Here is a 17,169-nt window from a genome sequence, read left to right on the forward strand (position 1 = left end):
TCGAACAGGAAGCAGCTGCAATTATGCACTATATTACGATTTTATGCGGAAGAACAAGTGTTACCTGGGTTTCCTGTCCAGCAACGCTATGTATAGATAAGCCGTAATTTTTCCCAAAGTGGAGCTGAATGCGCTTCTGGACATTTAACAAACCGATGCCGAACGGTGGGGATTCCGGTAGAGACTGCTCATCATTTGCAAGCCATACTTGTAAGCGTTGAAGCTCACTTTCCGCAATTCCCCGGCCCTTGTCCTCTATAATGAGAATCAGCGTATCCCCCTCTTCTCTGCCTTCCAATGTTATCGTACCGATGACTTGATTGGCTTCCATTCCATGCACAATGGCGTTCTCAACGATCGGCTGCAACGTGAAGCGCAGCACATTATGGTTTAGCAAATTTTCTGGAAATTGATATTGCATAACGATATGTTCACCATATCGAATATTCATAACCTTAATATAGTTATCTAAGTATTGTATTTCCTCTCGCAAAGTCCACACGAGTGAAGGATTATTATAAATAGGTTTAAGTAGGTTGGACAAAAACGTAATGCTATCGGCTATATTTTTCGATTGAATGGCTATCGCCATCCACTTGATCGTATTTAAAGTGTTGTATAAGAAATGAGGCTGCAGCTGGGATTGTAGCAAACTAATTTCGATTTTCCGTTTTTCTTTTTCAGCTGCTTTGTCCCTCTCTACCAATTCATAAATGCTTTGCGACATCCGGTTAAATCCTCGGGTAAGCATGCCGATTTCATTGTCGACATTTTCTAAAGTAGTGCCCAGGCGCCCCTTTCCCACTTCCCCCATTGCTACAGTTAAACGTCGAAGAGGCATCGTGATTTTGCGAATAAAATAGAAGGATAAAATTAAAGCAAAAGTGACATTGCCAATGACAATCCACATCATTTTACTTCGTAACGACCAGACGTCTCTAACTAAATCACTAATTTGCACATAACGTACTAATGTCCAGTCTGTCTCCCCCATGCGATAGTAAATGACTTGCCTATCTTTCTCGGTAAAGCTGCCGTATTCACTGTCGTTCAGTTCCAATAATTGTAGGGCTACCTTCGATCTGATCGCAGGCTTATTGGAGCTAGACACAATGCTACCGCTGTCGTCAAAAAGAAACGTTTCATCCTCGCTAGATTTGGATAGGTTGCCGTACATGCTTTCTAATAGACTTTCATTCACACTAATAACGAATGCGTTCCACTTTTTGCTGTATATCGTGCTGAATCCGCGAACAACCGATATCATAGGCTCGTTTAACGGTCTATAGCTTAAATCTTGAAGCAATCGCTCTGACACCTCAGGCCCTCCCCATATTATGTCGCCCAACGTACGGTTGGCACCTTCATACACAGAAGCTATCGTCTTCCAGTGCTCTTGATCCTTTTCATTGATCACAATGGGCTCGTCACCACGCAACCCAATAATAGAGCCGTCGGATGACAAAAAATAAATCGACGCTATAAAATCGTAATTTTTGATTAGCATTGATAATTGACTGAGGAGTCCATTAATCTGGATGACATCATCTGCATCGTAATCTGTGCCATCCTTCTCCTTATTCATGTAGCTGTCGATTTCGGGATTAAGCAGCAGCAGCTTTGACACCTTGTCCATTTCCGTACGAAATCCTTGTATTCGGTGCTCCGTTTGTTGGAATAATCGTAGAGTAGAATCTTCGCTTCGCGTTTTCAGAATATCCAGAACGCCGTAGTAGATCAGAACAGAGCTTGACACAAGCACTATGATGCTCATGATCATGAAGGAGAAAACGAGCTGTGCACGAATGCTCTGCCAAAACCTGCGGAACAGCGAAATACTACTATTAATCATCGCTTAGCCCCCTTGAGCCTCGTTTTGTATCGTCCATTTCCTGCGAAATTCTTTAGGACCTATCCCGTTTAGCTTCTTGAATGCCCGACTGAAATAGCTCTGGTTTGCAAATCCGGTCTGTTCGGCAATTTCATAGGTTTTACTGAAGGTACTGAGCAATAGCTCCTTTGCTCTATCAATCCGGTATTGCAGCAAGTAATCGGCAAAATTGATTCCCACTTCCTTCTTAAACAAGCTGCTCAAGTAATTCGGGCTCACATGAACAACCTGTGCTAGCTCCACCAATGTCAGCTCCCTTTTATGGTTCACATCAATGTATCGAATGACATCAGAAATCTCTTTGCTTATCGTAGCTTTATTGGACATGTAATCGCCGATTGTATGCAGGTAAGTACGAAATACGTCCACCAATTCCTGTAACGTTCGCGCTCCAGTAATACGATCGCTATAATCCGAAACAATTTCCGGTATGTCCAATTTGGACAGCCGCATGGAGAGCGCAGCCATCAATACCCAGTTCTTAAATGTTCGTTTCATTTCCGTTGTATTTACAGTACTTTCCTTGTCTAAGAGCATCCGCATCGATTTCTCAAGCGCTTTTTTCGCAGTATCATTCGTTTGCCAATCACGTACAAGCTGGAGAAGCACATTGCGCGTTTCTTCAGGAATAAGCAAGCTGTGCTGTCCACCTACATAGGTGTTCGAGCCCCTTCCTAGAATAAATCTGTCCTCCAATATCTCTAAGCATTCACTATACTGAGCTTTCATTGAATGATAACCGCTCTGCGCACGATTGATTACGAACGAGACGGAGATATTAAAATACATGTTCATGACATGACGAACATGCTCGACAATGGTATGAATCGTTTCGGTAATTTGCTGCTCGCTGCAAAGCTCATCGAAGCCAAATACAAGTAAATATTTGCTGTCCGCATCAGCGAATGCTTCTCCGCAGCCGTAATTCGTCAACACTTCACTCAGCACATTCAGTAGTGACATACGGACTAATTGTCCCTTATGATCTTTAAAACGCTTACATAATAGATCAAAATTGTCGATCTCCATAAGTGTAACGACTACCCGATGCGGATGCAGCCTCATACCCAAGCCTGCAGCTTTGGCTGCAAACTCAGCCTCGCTGTACCGTGAACCAAGCAAGTATTCTTTAATGAGATTATCTTTAAGAACGGGGATGTCCACGTCCATCTTAACGTGACCCGAATTATTCATTCGGTCGAGCTTCTCCTTAATTTTCGCCAATACTCTACCCATATCTTCCGTAGTCATTTCCAGCTTCAAAATATAGTCTTGCACATGATGAGCCAACGCTTTGCGCACTGTATCGAAATCTTCCACACAGGTCAGGATGACGATCTGCGCTTCTGAATTCATTTCACGTACTCTTGCAATTAACTCCATTCCATCCATAATCGGCATCTTAATGTCCGTAATAAGCAATTCTGGCTTTTCCCTTTGGTAGATATCTAAGGCTTCCATACCGTTCGCTGCATCCGCGATCACGGTCATATTATAGTCGCTCCAATTGATCGAATGCTTTAACCCTAATCTCACTAACATTTCGTCCTCGGCAATAAGTACCCGATACATATCCGATCCCCCCTCGATGACGTACTGTAATTTCATAGGCTCAATTATTCTGCAGATGGATAATTATAATATAACAACAATACTAAAAGATTTAATAGGATTGATTCACAATTCTGAATTATTTCCGGGTAAACCTTACGAAATTCAATTCATCTCCCTCGTTCCATTGACTATAGTGGTGATAGTCATACAACAATGAGGGGTGGTAACAGTCAATGAAATGGGGAATCAGCACTTACAGCTTAAGTCGCGCCATAATCGCGGGAGAAATGACCGTGCCGGACGTTATCGAATGGACGAAGGAAATCGGCGGCGACCACGTCGAAATCGTACCGATCGGCTATGATCTGACGCAACAACCGGAGCTCGTTCCGGCTATTCGACGCAAAGCCGAGCAAGTGGGACTGGACATCTCGAACTATACCGTCAGCGCCAACTTCATATGCGCGGATGAGTCGAGCTTGAAGCAGGAAATCGAACGGGTTAAACGAGAGGTAGATATCGCAAACGAGCTTGGCGTGAAGCTGTTCCGTCATGACGTTGCATCCAGACCACCGGAACAAACGTCGATCGTGTTTTTCCAGAGCGACTTGCCATTGCTGGCGGATGCATGCAGACAAATTGCCGATTACGCGTCCAGCTATGGCATTACGACTAGCGTGGAAAATCACGGCTTTTACATGCAAGCCAGTGAACGAGTGGAAAGCTTAATCCATGCGGTCGGACGGCCAAACTTCAAAACGACGTTAGACATAGGCAATTTCATGTGTGTCGACGAGAGCTCGATTAAAGGTGTCAGGAACAATGTCGGACTTGCTTCGATGATTCACCTGAAGGATTTCTATCTTCGTTCCAAGCATCATAATCCCGGTCAAGGATGGTTCCAAACCTCCAGCGGAGATTATTTGCGGGGAGCGATCGTCGGCCAGGGAGATATCGACATGCGCGAAGTACTTCGCATCATTAAAGCTTCCGGTTATGACGGATATATATCAATTGAATTTGAAGGCATAGAGGATTGCCGCAGCGGAACCTTATTCGGCTTCGAAAACGCCAAGCGCATATGGAATGAAGTTTAAGGGACCGTAATTCAAAAACCTACCCATATCGAAAGAGCCGTAGCATTCAGCCGCGGCTCTTTCTTCGTTCTTATACTTCTATACATATTTGATCTTGGATCTATTCTTAGTAAAGTTAGGAAATTCAACCGGCTTTCCATTCGCTGCCACGGATTGAACCGACAGCGGAAATACACAGCTAATGGCTACGGCATCATAGACGTCAACAGCCGGGCGTCGTCCTTCTAGAACAGCAGAAACAAATTCCTCCATTACGAAATAGTCTCCGCCAAACCCCGCCTCTTCCGCCTTAGCTCGATCTTTCTTCCAAGAGGGATGCTCGTACTCGGGTGCCAGTTCCCAGATTGACTCCCACTGAACCGTCCCTTGGTGCGATCTGTCGGGCGATCGGCTATCCATCCAAACGAGCGGGTCCTCCCCTTCTCTCCGAGCCGACAGGAAAGCACCCTTTGTCCCTTGCAGGCCAAAATGCGCGTAATTGAACGGACGGGCCGAGGAAAAATCGTTACGCAGATAGATGACTGCCCCCTGCTTGGTCCGAATTAAAGTGAGCGAAGAATCTCCTTGCTGCCAATAGTCAGGCTTCGCCCCCGGGTGATCGGCTCCGAACGTCTCTGCGAAGTAGCCACTTTGGGACGAAGGCTTAGACACGATCGTCGTCATATAGTCGAACTCGTCTCCGCGATGAATACCAAGCCATTGGCATACCGGACCCAGCGAGTGGGTTGGATAGTTGTTGCCGTTATAATCTCTCAGCATCTCGCCTCTCCACGTCAGTCGGCTGTCTTCGAAATGGCTGATTGCTCGCAAATCGTGAATATAACCGCATTCCGCATGGGTAATCTCGCCAAACTCACCTTGATCCACCATGTTCTTGACCATCATATTCAAGCGGAAATAATTGAAGTTTTCTGCCATCATGTAGATCATTCCCGTCTGCTCCACCGTCTCAACGAGCTCCCAACAATCCTCAATCGTGTGGGCGGCTGCGACTTCGCTTAAGACATGCTTCCCTGCCTTCATCGCTTGCACAGCCTGCTTGGCATGAAGCATCATCGGCGTTGCCAGCAGCACCGCATCGATCGAAGAATCGTTCAGCAACTCATTGAAGTCTGTATACGTCTTAATCCCGGGATTGTTTAACCGCCAATTGTTCAATACAGCTTCATTCAGATCGCAAACGGCGACCATTTGGACTTTATCAGACAACATAGCAACAGACTTGCTGTAACTACCGCCGCGAACTCCTCCCACGACAGCCAATCGTACTGGTTGATTTGCTCCCACTTCTCTTCTCTCCTTAGGCGATAACGCCACTATGGTTCAGAACTACCTTCACTATAGTCCGAACGCGAGAGCCCAAGAATGGAAAGAAGTAAGACGTAACCGGAAAATAGTCAGATGATCGCGGCCCCTTGTTTTAACTGAAGAAAGGACGATTGCACAATCGCAATCGCCCTTTCTAAGCTTATTTTATTTTTTCAAGCTGTCCCAAGTGCTTTGGAATGTTTCGAGCATTTGTTCCTTCGTTTTTTGATTGCCTACATAACCTTGCATAACATCGCCGAACTTCTTACTGGAGGCTTCGCCCTGCGGGAACTTGAACCAGTTCCATGAGAGAACCTTGCCTTCTTTATTATATTTGATGATGTCGCTAGCCAATGCTCCTAGGTCCTCTTCAGTTGCTTCAATCGTAGTTAGAGCTGGAATGAACTTAAATTGTTTCGTAATGTAGCTTTTACCTGTCTCAGAAGTAACTAACCAATTTAGGAAATCCTTAGCCTCTTGCTTCACGGCTGAGTTCTTATTAATAACCCAGTTGTTCGGCACACCGACGAATAGCTTATCGCTAGCAGCTGCATCATCGCTGATTGGCATTGGAAGGAAGCCAATATTGATATCAGGGTTAGTTTTAGTAATTTGAACCTGTGTCCAGTTGCCTTGCTGCATCATCGCTGCTTTGCCATTAGAGAAATCGGTAACCTCAGTATTGTAGTCCGTTTGCAAAGGATTTTTGTTGCCGTACTTAATCGTTAAGTCAAACAGCTTAACCCAGTTCTCGAACACGGCATTCCCCGTAATTTTCTCCGAGCCATTGTTCAAGCCTTCGATAAATTTATTAGGATCTGCCTGAAGCGCGAACGGCAGATTCACAAAGTGGTTGCCGAGTACCCACCATTCTGCATACCCATTCTCGAAAGGAGTAATCCCATTATCCTGTAGCTTCTTCGCTGCTGCTTCAAGCTGTGTTAAGGTTTTAGGCAATTCGGTAATGCCTGCTTTAGCAAACAAATCTTTATTGTAGATGTAACCATATCCTTCGACACCGATCGGCATTCCGTAGAGCTTGCCGTCATTAGTCATTGGCTCATCTGTTCCTTTAACTAAATCCTTCACCCATGGTTGATCGGACAGATCTTCGAGGTTCTCAAGCCATAGATTTAAATCCGAGAAGCCACCGTTGTTGAAAATATCTGGCTTGTCGCCTGAGTTAAATTTAGCCTTTAGTGCAGCGCCGTAATCGGCTCCACCGCCAACCGTTTCAATTTGGATTTTCACACCTGTTTCTTTCTCATATTCATTAACCAAGAGCTGCAACTGCTCTGCAATTTCAACCTTAAATTGAAACATCTTAATCGTTACATTTTTCTTGGGCGGGCTAGTGCTTTCTGCTGGTGAATTTGATTCCGATGCCGAGTTCCCTGGAGACTGCGAAGACGATGCGTCCTTCTTGCCGCAGCCAGTAAGAACAATCATCACCACTAACATCGCGGACAATACGAGCATAGACATTTTTTTCATAATAATTGCCTCCCTTATATTTCTTTATTTGTTATAAAACTCATTTTATAGAGGAAAATTAACCAGTAACACCGAGAAAATTGAACGATTAGGGGTAACATATTGTCATTGGTTCCGCTGCCCCACAAGTTTAACCTTTAATCGATCCGGCAGTAATTCCTTCGACAATGTGCTTCTGCATCGCGAGAAAGAACAGGATGATCGGTAACACACCAAGCGTAAGCGCAGCTAGGGCAAGATCCCATTGTTTCATATATTGACCGAAGAAAGAATACGTCGCAAGCGGTATTGTACGTGTCTCAGGTCCACTAATGATTAGTAGAGGCAATAGAAAATCGTTCCAAATCCAGAGACTATTCAGCAAAACAATCGTTACAGTCACTGGCTTAAGAAGTGGGAAAACAATTCTCCAGAATACCCCGAATGTTGAACTTCCGTCCACGATTGCTGCTTCTTCTACCTCAAGCGGAATGGATTTAACAAAACCATGATAGAGGAACAAATTCAAGGACACTCCGAAACCAAAGTAACAAAGGATTACGCCCCAGATGTGATTGAGAAAGCCGACCGTTCCGGCTAATTTCACCAATGGAATCATAATCGACTCAAATGGAATAATCATTGCTGAGACGAACAGCATGAACAAAACTTGATTCAAACGACTATTGTTTCTCACCATTCGGTATGCGGCCATTGAACTAATGATGACAAGACCCACATTACTAGCAATTGTAATGATCAATGAATTCATGAACACCGTCGGAAAGCGCATGATCCGCCATGCTTCCGTATAGTTATGGAGGCTAAATGCTTTCGGCAGACTCGTCGTATTCGCGAGTAGCTCTGCGAAAGGCTTGAATGAATTCGTTAATACAAAGTAGAACGGTACGAGAAAAGCAATCGCGATAAGGATACCCAACACTTCTAAAGAAAACAAGCGTGCGGTATATCGTTTAGTGGTTTCCATTAGGATTCCACCTCCCGTTTCTTCGTGATGGTGACTTGAACGACGGTAATAAGAGCAACGATCAGAAAGAAGATAACGGCCTTCGCACTACCCAATCCTAGAGCATTGTTCCGGAATGCTTCTTGATAGATATTAAGGGACACAGACTCCGTAGAATTGAACGGACCTCCCTTGGTCAGGGACACAATGAGATCGAACACTTTGAACCCCCATGACAACGTAAGGAACAAGCATACGGTAATTGACGGCATAATGAGCGGCACCGTAATCTTGTAAAGCATTTGCAGTTTCGTTGCCCCATCAATTCGAGCAGCTTCAATTAAATCCTTAGGCACATTAGTTAAGCCAGCGATATAGATGACCATCACGTAACCAGCGCCTTTCCAGACTGTCACGATAACAACACCCCAGAATGCTGTAGGTGCATCGCCTAACCATGGAAGATTGAAGAACGCTAAGCCAGTATGTTCTCCGATTGAGGCAAAACCTTTCACAAAAATAAAGCTCCAGATAAAGCCTAGCAGCAATCCACCAATAACGTTCGGCATAAAGAAGATCGTTCTGAGGATATTACGCAGCTTTAATGCTTGAGTAAGTAGCAATGCCAAGAGAAAACCGACGAGATTGGTCAGTAGGACTCCCGTAATCGCGTAGCGGAACGTAAACACGAATGACTTGTAATAATCGCTATCATGAAATAAGATTTTCTTGTAATTTTCAATGCCAATCCATGTTACTGTTGTACTTACGCCATTCCATTCTGTGAAGGAATAATAAATACTCATGAAGAACGGTATAACGACTATGATTACGAAGAAGAAGACTGCGGGTCCGATAAACAGAAGCTGATACAATCGTTTTTTGCTGGCAGATTCCATGGCGGTTTCCCCCCCTTTTGTGCTAATGATCCAAGTATAGATTGCTAATCCCCTAGCTCCCACTGACTCTGATGATCAAAGAGGTGGAAAATATTGATCTCTAACAGTATTCGCAATAAAATGATGGTTTTCTTAATCGCAGCTACCTTAATTCCCATTCTTGCTTCAATCGTCATCACTTATAGCTTAACGACGAATAAAGTGACTAAAAACACCCTAAAAAGCAACGCAGATTTACTGTTTCAAGGGAAGACTAACCTGCTTAACTATATGAATTCGGCGCATCAGGCAACTTTTATTTTCTATAATGACAACAAGCTGTTTACGATCTTAAACGATGGGATCGAAGGCTATCAGGACGATCAGGAAATATACCGCGGCATGTCCTTATTAAGCTATTCAGCTAAAGATTTCGAGCAAGCGCATTTGTATATTCACAAGAGTGATATCCATTATTTAATCGTAAGTGATCGCTCGAAGAGAAGCTTTACGGGAAACAACGAGAAGTATATTCCGCGTGACCTTTTTCAAGGCCGATCCTATATCGAGCCTCCCCATCCACCGGGCAAATTTGGCATTCCCAGTATGCCAATATCTAACACGGATGAAGTCATTACACTGCATAGCTCGTTATATTACTTAACCGCGAAGAAAGAGCTCGGAACGCTATCCATCGATATTCGTATGGACAGTATTCGCACTATTAGCGAGCAGCTCTATTCGGCAACGAAAGAAGAGTTTTACATTATTGATGAGAATCGACGTGTGATCTATAGCTCCGATCAGCAGGCCAGTAGTCAATCCTTGGACAATCTATGGGTCGATCAAGTCATGACCGCTGACGCACCCAAAGGTAACTTCGAGCTTCGTCAGGACGGCTTCTCCGGCGAAATTATTTACGACAAAATGGTAACGCCTTTCTTAAATTGGACTCTAGTGAAACGGATTCCTGATGAAACCTTACACCAGACAGCGCGTGAAGTCGCACTCTTCAACAGTGGTATTGCTGCTCTTTTCTTGGTTCTGACGATTCTGGCTACGGTTATCATTACCTTTCGGTTGACTGCGCCAATTAAGAAGCTTATTCGCAATATGAATCAAATTCAAAGCGGTAATCTGCAGGTCACGATTGATCTGAATCGGAAGGATGAATTTGGGATCTTGGCACGACGCTTCCAGCTCGCGATGGATACGATCAATGAGATGATTATTCGTGAATATGAGCTTGAGCTTGCCCGTAAGTCGAATGAGCTCAATATGCTGCAGGTGCAGACGAATCCACATTTCATGAATAATGCGTTACAATCCATAGGAACATTAGCGTTACAGAAGCAACAGCCGGAAATCTACAATTTAATAGCTTCTTTGGGTAAGATGATGCGTTACAGCATGAACACCGGAGAGCCTATTGTTTCCCTTGCTCGTGAGCTGGACTATGTCAAAGCTTATTTCGCCTTGCAGCGCCAGCGTTTCGGTGAGCATCTGCAATATACCGCTTATATCGATGATTCACTGCTGCAGCAGCAAATACCAAAAATGATTCTTCAACCACTCGTTGAGAATTATTTTAAGCATGGCTTTGATATTAACGCCGTGACGGGTGAAATCGTTATTTACGGAGCCATCTCAGCAGATAAGCGTTGGCTACAGCTTGAGGTGAGTGATAATGGAAAAGGGATAGATCCCGCGGAGCTAAAAGCTTTACAGGAAAGGCTTGCTCAAGGAAAGAGTACTTGGGGGAACGGAGATTCTGGAATCGGTTTGTCGAATATTTTGTCACGACTTAAGCTTTATTATAATGAAACAGCAAAGCTTGAGGTCAAGCACAGCATGCTGGGCGGCGTTAGTGTCATGCTATGGATACCCATAGAGGAGGAAGAACTATGATGAAGGCACTGATCGTCGATGATGAACGACATGTACGGGAAGCTATTCAATTGCTTGTGGATTGGAAGGCTGTTGATATAGAGGAAGTTTTGGAAGCACAGGACGTTGACACCGCTATTGAATTGATCAAACGGGAGCGTCCACATCTTGTATTTACAGATATGATGATGCCCGAGAAAATAGGGACTGACCTCTTAGCTTGGGTTCAGCAGCATGCTCCTCGAACAAAGATCATTGTCATTAGCGGGTATGATGATTTTGATTATGTGCGTAAGACAGTGTTATATGGTGGGATCGATTATATCCTTAAGCCTATTGACCCTGTCCAGTTAAATGATGCTGTCAACAAAGCCGTCGCTAGCCGTAAGCAGGAAGATGCGGGCACAGAGCAAGAGCAGCGAAAGTCCATTGAAATCAACCAGCTAAGACCTGTATATTGGGACAAAATGCTGACGAATCTCATTGAGGATCCTTCCTATTACTCGTCGATCAGTGAAACTCTTCACTCTGAATTCGGCCTTTCAAAGGATGATCGGCATTGTCGGGTTGCGGTTCTAGCTACCGATACGATAAACCCCGCAATTCGCAAGAAATTCGCCGGAAGTGAGGATCTGCTGTATTTCTCTTTGTTGAACATCTGTAACGAATATATCCGCAAGAATAAGCACGGTGTAGCCTTCCGGCATGAGCATGGTTCTATCGTCGTAATCTTATGGAAACAGACAGCGGACGCAGCAGTATTACTGGATACGATGAATAGCGGCATCCTGCAGACGCTCGGTAGTCAGCTTGAATTTGGCGTGGGCAGCGAAAGAGTGATGCCAGCTGGCTTTAAACAATCTTATAACGAAGCCATTCAAGTACTGCGTCAGCGTAATATGCGAGTGGCTCGACCAAGAATTCGCTGCTTCGATCTGAATGAGAACAATCGCATCCCTACTGTGCATTTGTCCGAATATGAAGATCAGCTACGGTTTGCCGTCCTAAGCGGTCAAGAGCAACCAATTAAAGATGCTGTTCAGCTATGGATTAATCAAGTGGAGCAGATGAAATATATTAACATGGAGCAGCTTGAATTATGGGGCTATGAATATAGCGTCATTAGAGCTCACTGGTTAAAGGAATTGTATGGAGATGTTCCTGCTGCGCTTACACTGCCCTCTGGCTCTGCTTTTGTATCTGTGTCCTTAGATCAGGACGGCTGTTTGTCTCCGCAGCAACTAGCTGTCGAGCTCAAACAGGACTTATTGCGATTATCTCAGCTATGGACGGAGCATAAACGGCAGGACGAGCATGTTATTTTTGATATTGTAAAATATGTCGATACCCATTATGCAGAGGACTTAACGCTATTAAACATAGCTGAACGCTTCTTCTTAAGTCGCGAATACATTTCCCGCAAATTTAAGCAGCAATTCCAAGAAAACCTTTCCGACTACATCGAAAGAATCCGGATGGATAAGGCTAAGCTGCTCTTAATGAATCCCCAATATCGCATCGTACAAATTGCCGAGTTAGTCGGGTATAAGGATGAGAAGTATTTCAGCAAGGTGTTCAAGAAGCTGGAAGGCTTATCTCCTAACGAGTATCGCAAGCGGGGGAATTAATGACAGTTTAATATCTGAAAAAGAAAAGCCGAGACTTCATAAGTCTACGGCTCATTTTCATATCCTGCAGAGTCATTAAGGTCATATATTAATAAATATTTGATATATTAAACTAAGTATTGTAATATGAATACTTTGAATTTATATATCTATCGGAGGAATCTTAACACAATGCAAGTAAAACAATCCTCATTCAAAACCTTCTTGATGATTGCTTCTTTAGTTACCATTTGGGGACTGGCTTGGCCCATTTTCAAAATTTCACTCGATTACGCCCCACCACTTATATTTGCCGGATTAAGAAATCTAGGCGGTGGTCTTCTACTGTTCTTGCTGTTTCTATCAAAATGGAAGGAAATACGATGGAAATCCACTTGGCCCATCTATCTGATTTCCTCTTTCTTTAATGTCATCATTTACTATGGCTTGCAAGCCTATGGACTCGTTCTCATGCCCTCCGGTCTTTTCTCCATCATTGTCTATTTACAACCTGTATTGGTCGGCATTCTCGCCTGGCGGTGGCTGGGAGATGCAATAACAGCGCACAAAATCGCCGGACTTATTTTCGGATTTCTCGGTGTCGCCGCGGTTAGCTTCAAGGAAGTCTCCAGTCATATTGCAGTAGCAGGCATCATTATGGCATTGATCACTGCAGTCAGTTGGGCAATCGGAGCCATTTATGTAAAAAAAGTGACGCATCAGGTAAACTCTATCTGGCTTGCTGCAATACAGTGCATCATCGGTGGTATTGTAATTACGACAATCGGATCGTTCACAGAAAACTGGTCAGCGATTGCGTGGGATTCTGCCTTTATTCTTTGTTTCCTTTATGGAAGTGTTCTTGGCATTTCCGTCGCTTGGGTCATCTATTTCCACCTCGTCCATCACGGCGATTCAAGCATCGTCGCTTCCTACACATTCATTGTGCCACTCATAGCCGTAATAAGCGGGACATTTCTCTTGCAGGAAGCTTTCACGTTGCCTATTCTGATCGGACTTATTTTTATTATTACAAGTATTTATCTAGTTAACCGGAAGCCCAAGGCATCTGTAACAGCTTCAATCGTTTAAGTGGCTTCGAAGAGTAGTTCCCGTATACTCCGTTCTATAAATCCCTCGTTCCTGAAGTATCGGAATCACTTCATGCACGAAATCATCCAACGCTCCTGGCAAGTATGGGAACATAACGTTAAATCCATCGCAAGCTTCGCTAGCAAACCATTCTGCCATCTGCTCTGCAATTACTGACGGAGTGCCTGTCATCGTTAAATGTCCATGTCCCCGCGTTAGCCTTAAGCTTAACTGTCTAATCGTCAAGTTTTCCTTTTGCGCCAATGCCAGAAAGTGCTCATATCGCCCTTTCTCCCCGTTGAAATGAGCGACGTCTGACAATGCCGGAAGAGGACCGTCCAATGGATACCCGGATAGATCTACATTCAATTGATTCGACAATAGACGTACCGCAAATTCCGGAATAACCAATTGTTGCAGCTCTCGTTCCTTATCTTCCGCTTCCTTCTGGGTCTTGCCCACAATAGCGAGCAGTCCTGGCATGATTTTGAGATCCTTCGGCGCACGTCCAAATAGGCTTAATTGTCCTTTGATTTCCGCATAATCCTGCTTTGATTTTTCTATCGACGAAGCAATTGTAAACAATACTTCCGCTTCCCGTACTGCGAATTGCCTTGCTCTGTGCGACAGTCCTGCCTGCATGACCACCGGGTGCCCCTGCATGGAACGCGGAATGTTCAGAGGGCCTTTAACTGTAAAATGAACACCAGTGTGATTGATCGGATGAAGTTTATCCAAATCCGCATAGACTCCCGATTCCTTATCCATAATTAGCGCGTCTTCTTCCCAACTATTCCACAGACGCTTAACGACATCCAAAAATTCAGCGGCCCGTTCATAACGAAAATCATGTTGATAATGCTTCTGTCGGTTATAATTTTGTGCTTCCTTGTCATTGGAGGAAGTAACGACATTCCAAGCGGCACGACCGTTGCTCAAATGATCTAGCGTCGCCAATTTACGAGCAACATTATAGGGCTCGTTAAAAGATGTCGATACGGTTGCTCCTAATCCGATGTAATCCGTTACAGCTAACAACGAAGCCAATATCGTCAAAGGCTCCAGCCTTGCGGTAGTGTGATGCTTATACAGGTTCTCCGTTTCTGTATACAAACTGTCACCCAAGAACAGCATATCGAATTTGCCACGTTCTGCGGATTGTGCAATCCTTTTATAGAAATCGAATTTTAAGGAGCTAGTGGTGTCCGCCTGAGGGTAACGCCAAGCTGCCATATGATGACCGACATAATTCGTAAAAGCTCCAAGATGAAGCTGTCTTCGACCTTGGTCTAAAATTACAATCGCCTCCTGAATATTTTAGAATCGGGAGCATTATTGCGATGGGGTACGGCGGCTATCCAAATCCTGTTGAATGACTGCGCTAATATGACGCCCCTCGATTTCGATATATCGTTGTGCCAGCTTCATGTTTATTTTAGCTGGATCGCCATAATAACCTAATGGATTCACTTCTCTGGCGTCTATCCAGCCCTGCTCCCATTTGGAAGATTCACAAGCGCTCATCCGAGTCGGCTGTAACGGTTCACAAGCTTCGGCACGATAAGCATGAGGGTAGTATTGCTTGATAAAGCTGCTTTCCAAAGCTCCAGCATGAATATCCGGAATGTCGGTAAACTGGGTAACTGTCGGATTACTTGCTTTAATCAACACATGATCTTCATTGCCGGTTAGCTTGCTTTCCCTTGCAAATTTCTCGGATAAGATCGACTTTACGTTAGCGCCATGAAATTGCCGCGTTTCTTGAACGGCTTCCAGTATAGCGGTTCGATGTGTGATATCGTCGTGGACATCAATAATATAAATATGACGGGCACCCCACCGATGCAAACAAACTAGAATATCGGACATTAGCGCCTTCAACGTTTCTTTCCGTAAAATAAACGAACCGGGGAACCCGGCAGTCGTACGGGTAATGCCCCAGTAAGTCGGCGGAGCAATGACGGCCTGAATAGCTTGCTCTATTAACTGTTTCTTGACTGCTTTCGCGATTTCGCAGCTGAAATAAATATCCGGAGCCAGAGTAAGATGAGGGCCATGCTGTTCTAGTATACCGCTTGGCAGCAGTACCACATGATCAACGGAAAGGGATTTCTCGATCTCCACCCAGGTCATATTTGCCATTGTTTCACTGAAAATAGAATTTTCCATAGAGCATCCTCTCGAATCTAGTCATTTGAGCTTTACATTTCCGGGCCATACGATCTTGTCCGATTCCAGCTTCCATTCGCCCGTATCCATGTCCATTGAACCGATTGAAACCATATTGACCGTACCGTCTTCCTTATATCCCTGCAGATTCATCATCTGCAGCGGCATTTGGCTTCGGTCATTCGTACCCGTTGCCACTGCGTGATGTCCCGATAAGCCAATAAACCGGACCCCGCGTAAATACCTCATCAGAATCTCCCCCGTAATGGAATCAATTCCATCCTCTTGAGCAGCTCTTATGGCGTGTGCGATCAGAAACACACTGTCATAAGAAAGAACGGCGTAAAAAAAAGCTTTGCCAAGCTCGTCTGGCGGACTAACGAGACTCTGGGCAAAGCGAGCTTTAAATTCACTCAGCTGTCGACTTGGAGGCAGCTCATTCATGGGGGCAATATAGCCGAGCGACCCACGAACAACGTCCGGCGATTCATCATGAGAGAGCATCTCCGAAGCATAGAACGAATAACCCGGCTTATTCAATTGCAGGTGGTCTATCGCCTGAAAGGCCGTGATCGTATCCGGTGTCGGCATCAGTATGATATACGTTGTGATGCCCTTCCGATTCATCGCATCCAAGCACGCCACTACCTCTTCCATATTCGTATCTCTTGGATATCCGTACACCGCCCGGATCGTCATACTATTCGCTTTGGCTTGTTGTTGAACGACAGAGGCGGCGCCAATGCCCCAATCATCCGTTGTATACAATACACCGATTTGCTGATCGCCAAATTGGTAGGCAAGCTGAACAAGATGCCTGTCATAGTCACTACTGGGCGTCACATTCCTTAGAAAATAAGGAAATTCATCAGCCGAGCTTAGTGAAGCCGCGTTGGCACCATAGGAAACAACCGGAGTTTTATATTTCGCTGCGAATGTAGCCATCCTTACAGCCGGACTGGAACAATCGGCGCCGATTATGGCTACAACATTCTGCTCGATCAGCGCTGCAACCTTCTCTTCAACGCCGTCCGGCCAACAATGATAATCCAATACATTCTGTTCCAGCAATTCAAGCTTGCCAGACTTCAGGATTCCACCATGATAAATATCTTCAATCGCGATCTGGGCTGCCTGATAGGCGTAATTGCCCCAGTCCGCTTCCCGTCCGTTATGGTATCGAAACGTATACAGCCCTCCAAGCTGGTATGTCTTGGCCATTCCCGATTGTGTCTGGGTCATCATT

13 protein-coding genes are annotated in these 17,169 nt (G+C 44.7%); 4 read left to right on the forward strand and 9 right to left on the reverse strand.

The window, feature by feature from the left end:
• Positions 1-28: 28 nt before the first annotated feature.
• Entirely contained in the window at positions 29-1,852 is a 1,824-nt protein-coding gene (locus KCTCHS21_RS26150; RefSeq protein ID WP_130614938.1) for a cache domain-containing sensor histidine kinase, read from the reverse strand.
• 3 nt (positions 1,853-1,855) lie between these two features.
• On the reverse strand, positions 1,856-3,463 hold the full coding sequence (locus tag KCTCHS21_RS26155; RefSeq protein WP_162309387.1) for a response regulator transcription factor: 1,608 nt from the start codon (positions 3,461-3,463) through the stop codon (positions 1,856-1,858).
• Between the two features lie 215 nt (positions 3,464-3,678).
• Here KCTCHS21_RS26155 and KCTCHS21_RS26160 point away from each other — a divergent pair, with 215 nt between their 5' ends.
• Positions 3,679-4,542: a sugar phosphate isomerase/epimerase family protein gene (locus KCTCHS21_RS26160; RefSeq protein ID WP_130614942.1), complete on the forward strand. Its 864-nt coding sequence runs from the start codon at positions 3,679-3,681 to the stop codon at positions 4,540-4,542.
• A gap of 78 nt (positions 4,543-4,620) precedes the next feature.
• Here KCTCHS21_RS26160 and KCTCHS21_RS26165 read toward each other — a convergent pair whose 3' ends face one another.
• The 4 genes from KCTCHS21_RS26165 to KCTCHS21_RS26180 all read right to left on the reverse strand — a co-directional run bounded on the left by KCTCHS21_RS26165 (position 4,621) and on the right by KCTCHS21_RS26180 (position 9,189).
• The gene (locus KCTCHS21_RS26165; protein WP_157994125.1) at positions 4,621-5,829 is read right to left on the reverse strand and encodes a Gfo/Idh/MocA family protein; all 1,209 of its coding nucleotides are present in this window, start codon (positions 5,827-5,829) and stop codon (positions 4,621-4,623) included.
• Positions 5,830-6,015: 186 nt separating this feature from the next.
• Complete coding sequence (locus KCTCHS21_RS26170; protein WP_130614946.1) at positions 6,016-7,344, reverse strand: ABC transporter substrate-binding protein; 1,329 nt, start codon at positions 7,342-7,344, stop codon at positions 6,016-6,018.
• A 130-nt stretch (positions 7,345-7,474) separates the two neighbouring features.
• A complete protein-coding gene (locus KCTCHS21_RS26175; protein WP_130614949.1) occupies positions 7,475-8,311 on the reverse strand; it encodes a carbohydrate ABC transporter permease in 837 nt (278 codons plus the stop codon).
• Complete coding sequence (locus tag KCTCHS21_RS26180) at positions 8,311-9,189, reverse strand: carbohydrate ABC transporter permease (protein WP_130614951.1); 879 nt, start codon at positions 9,187-9,189, stop codon at positions 8,311-8,313. The genes KCTCHS21_RS26175 and KCTCHS21_RS26180 overlap by 1 nt, the downstream gene beginning before the upstream one ends.
• A gap of 93 nt (positions 9,190-9,282) precedes the next feature.
• On the opposite strand from KCTCHS21_RS26180, the gene KCTCHS21_RS26185 reads away from it, so the two are divergent.
• The 3 genes from KCTCHS21_RS26185 to KCTCHS21_RS26195 all read left to right on the forward strand — a co-directional run bounded on the left by KCTCHS21_RS26185 (position 9,283) and on the right by KCTCHS21_RS26195 (position 13,754).
• Positions 9,283-11,076 (forward strand): sensor histidine kinase, encoded by a 1,794-nt coding sequence (locus KCTCHS21_RS26185; protein WP_130614953.1) that lies wholly within the window; start codon positions 9,283-9,285, stop codon positions 11,074-11,076.
• Positions 11,073-12,683 (forward strand): response regulator, encoded by a 1,611-nt coding sequence (locus KCTCHS21_RS26190; RefSeq protein ID WP_162309388.1) that lies wholly within the window; start codon positions 11,073-11,075, stop codon positions 12,681-12,683. Before KCTCHS21_RS26185 ends, KCTCHS21_RS26190 begins: the two co-directional genes overlap by 4 nt.
• 171 nt (positions 12,684-12,854) lie before the next feature.
• Entirely contained in the window at positions 12,855-13,754 is a 900-nt protein-coding gene (locus tag KCTCHS21_RS26195; protein WP_130614958.1) for a DMT family transporter, read from the forward strand.
• On the opposite strand, the gene KCTCHS21_RS26200 is transcribed toward KCTCHS21_RS26195, so the two are convergent.
• The 3 genes from KCTCHS21_RS26200 to KCTCHS21_RS26210 are packed head-to-tail and all read right to left on the reverse strand — an operon-like array spanning position 13,743 to position 17,168.
• On the reverse strand, positions 13,743-15,068 hold the full coding sequence (locus KCTCHS21_RS26200) for an LLM class flavin-dependent oxidoreductase (protein WP_331872395.1): 1,326 nt from the start codon (positions 15,066-15,068) through the stop codon (positions 13,743-13,745). The two genes, KCTCHS21_RS26195 and KCTCHS21_RS26200, sit on opposite strands and share 12 nt — an antisense overlap.
• Positions 15,069-15,086: 18 nt before the next feature.
• A complete protein-coding gene (locus tag KCTCHS21_RS26205; RefSeq protein ID WP_130614962.1) occupies positions 15,087-15,923 on the reverse strand; it encodes a creatininase family protein in 837 nt (278 codons plus the stop codon).
• A gap of 21 nt (positions 15,924-15,944) precedes the next feature.
• On the reverse strand, positions 15,945-17,168 hold the full coding sequence (locus KCTCHS21_RS26210; protein ID WP_157994126.1) for an ABC transporter substrate-binding protein: 1,224 nt from the start codon (positions 17,166-17,168) through the stop codon (positions 15,945-15,947).
• Position 17,169 lies beyond the last annotated feature (1 nt).

Source organism: Cohnella abietis (assembly GCF_004295585.1).
Classification (GTDB): domain Bacteria; phylum Bacillota; class Bacilli; order Paenibacillales; family Paenibacillaceae; genus Cohnella; species Cohnella abietis.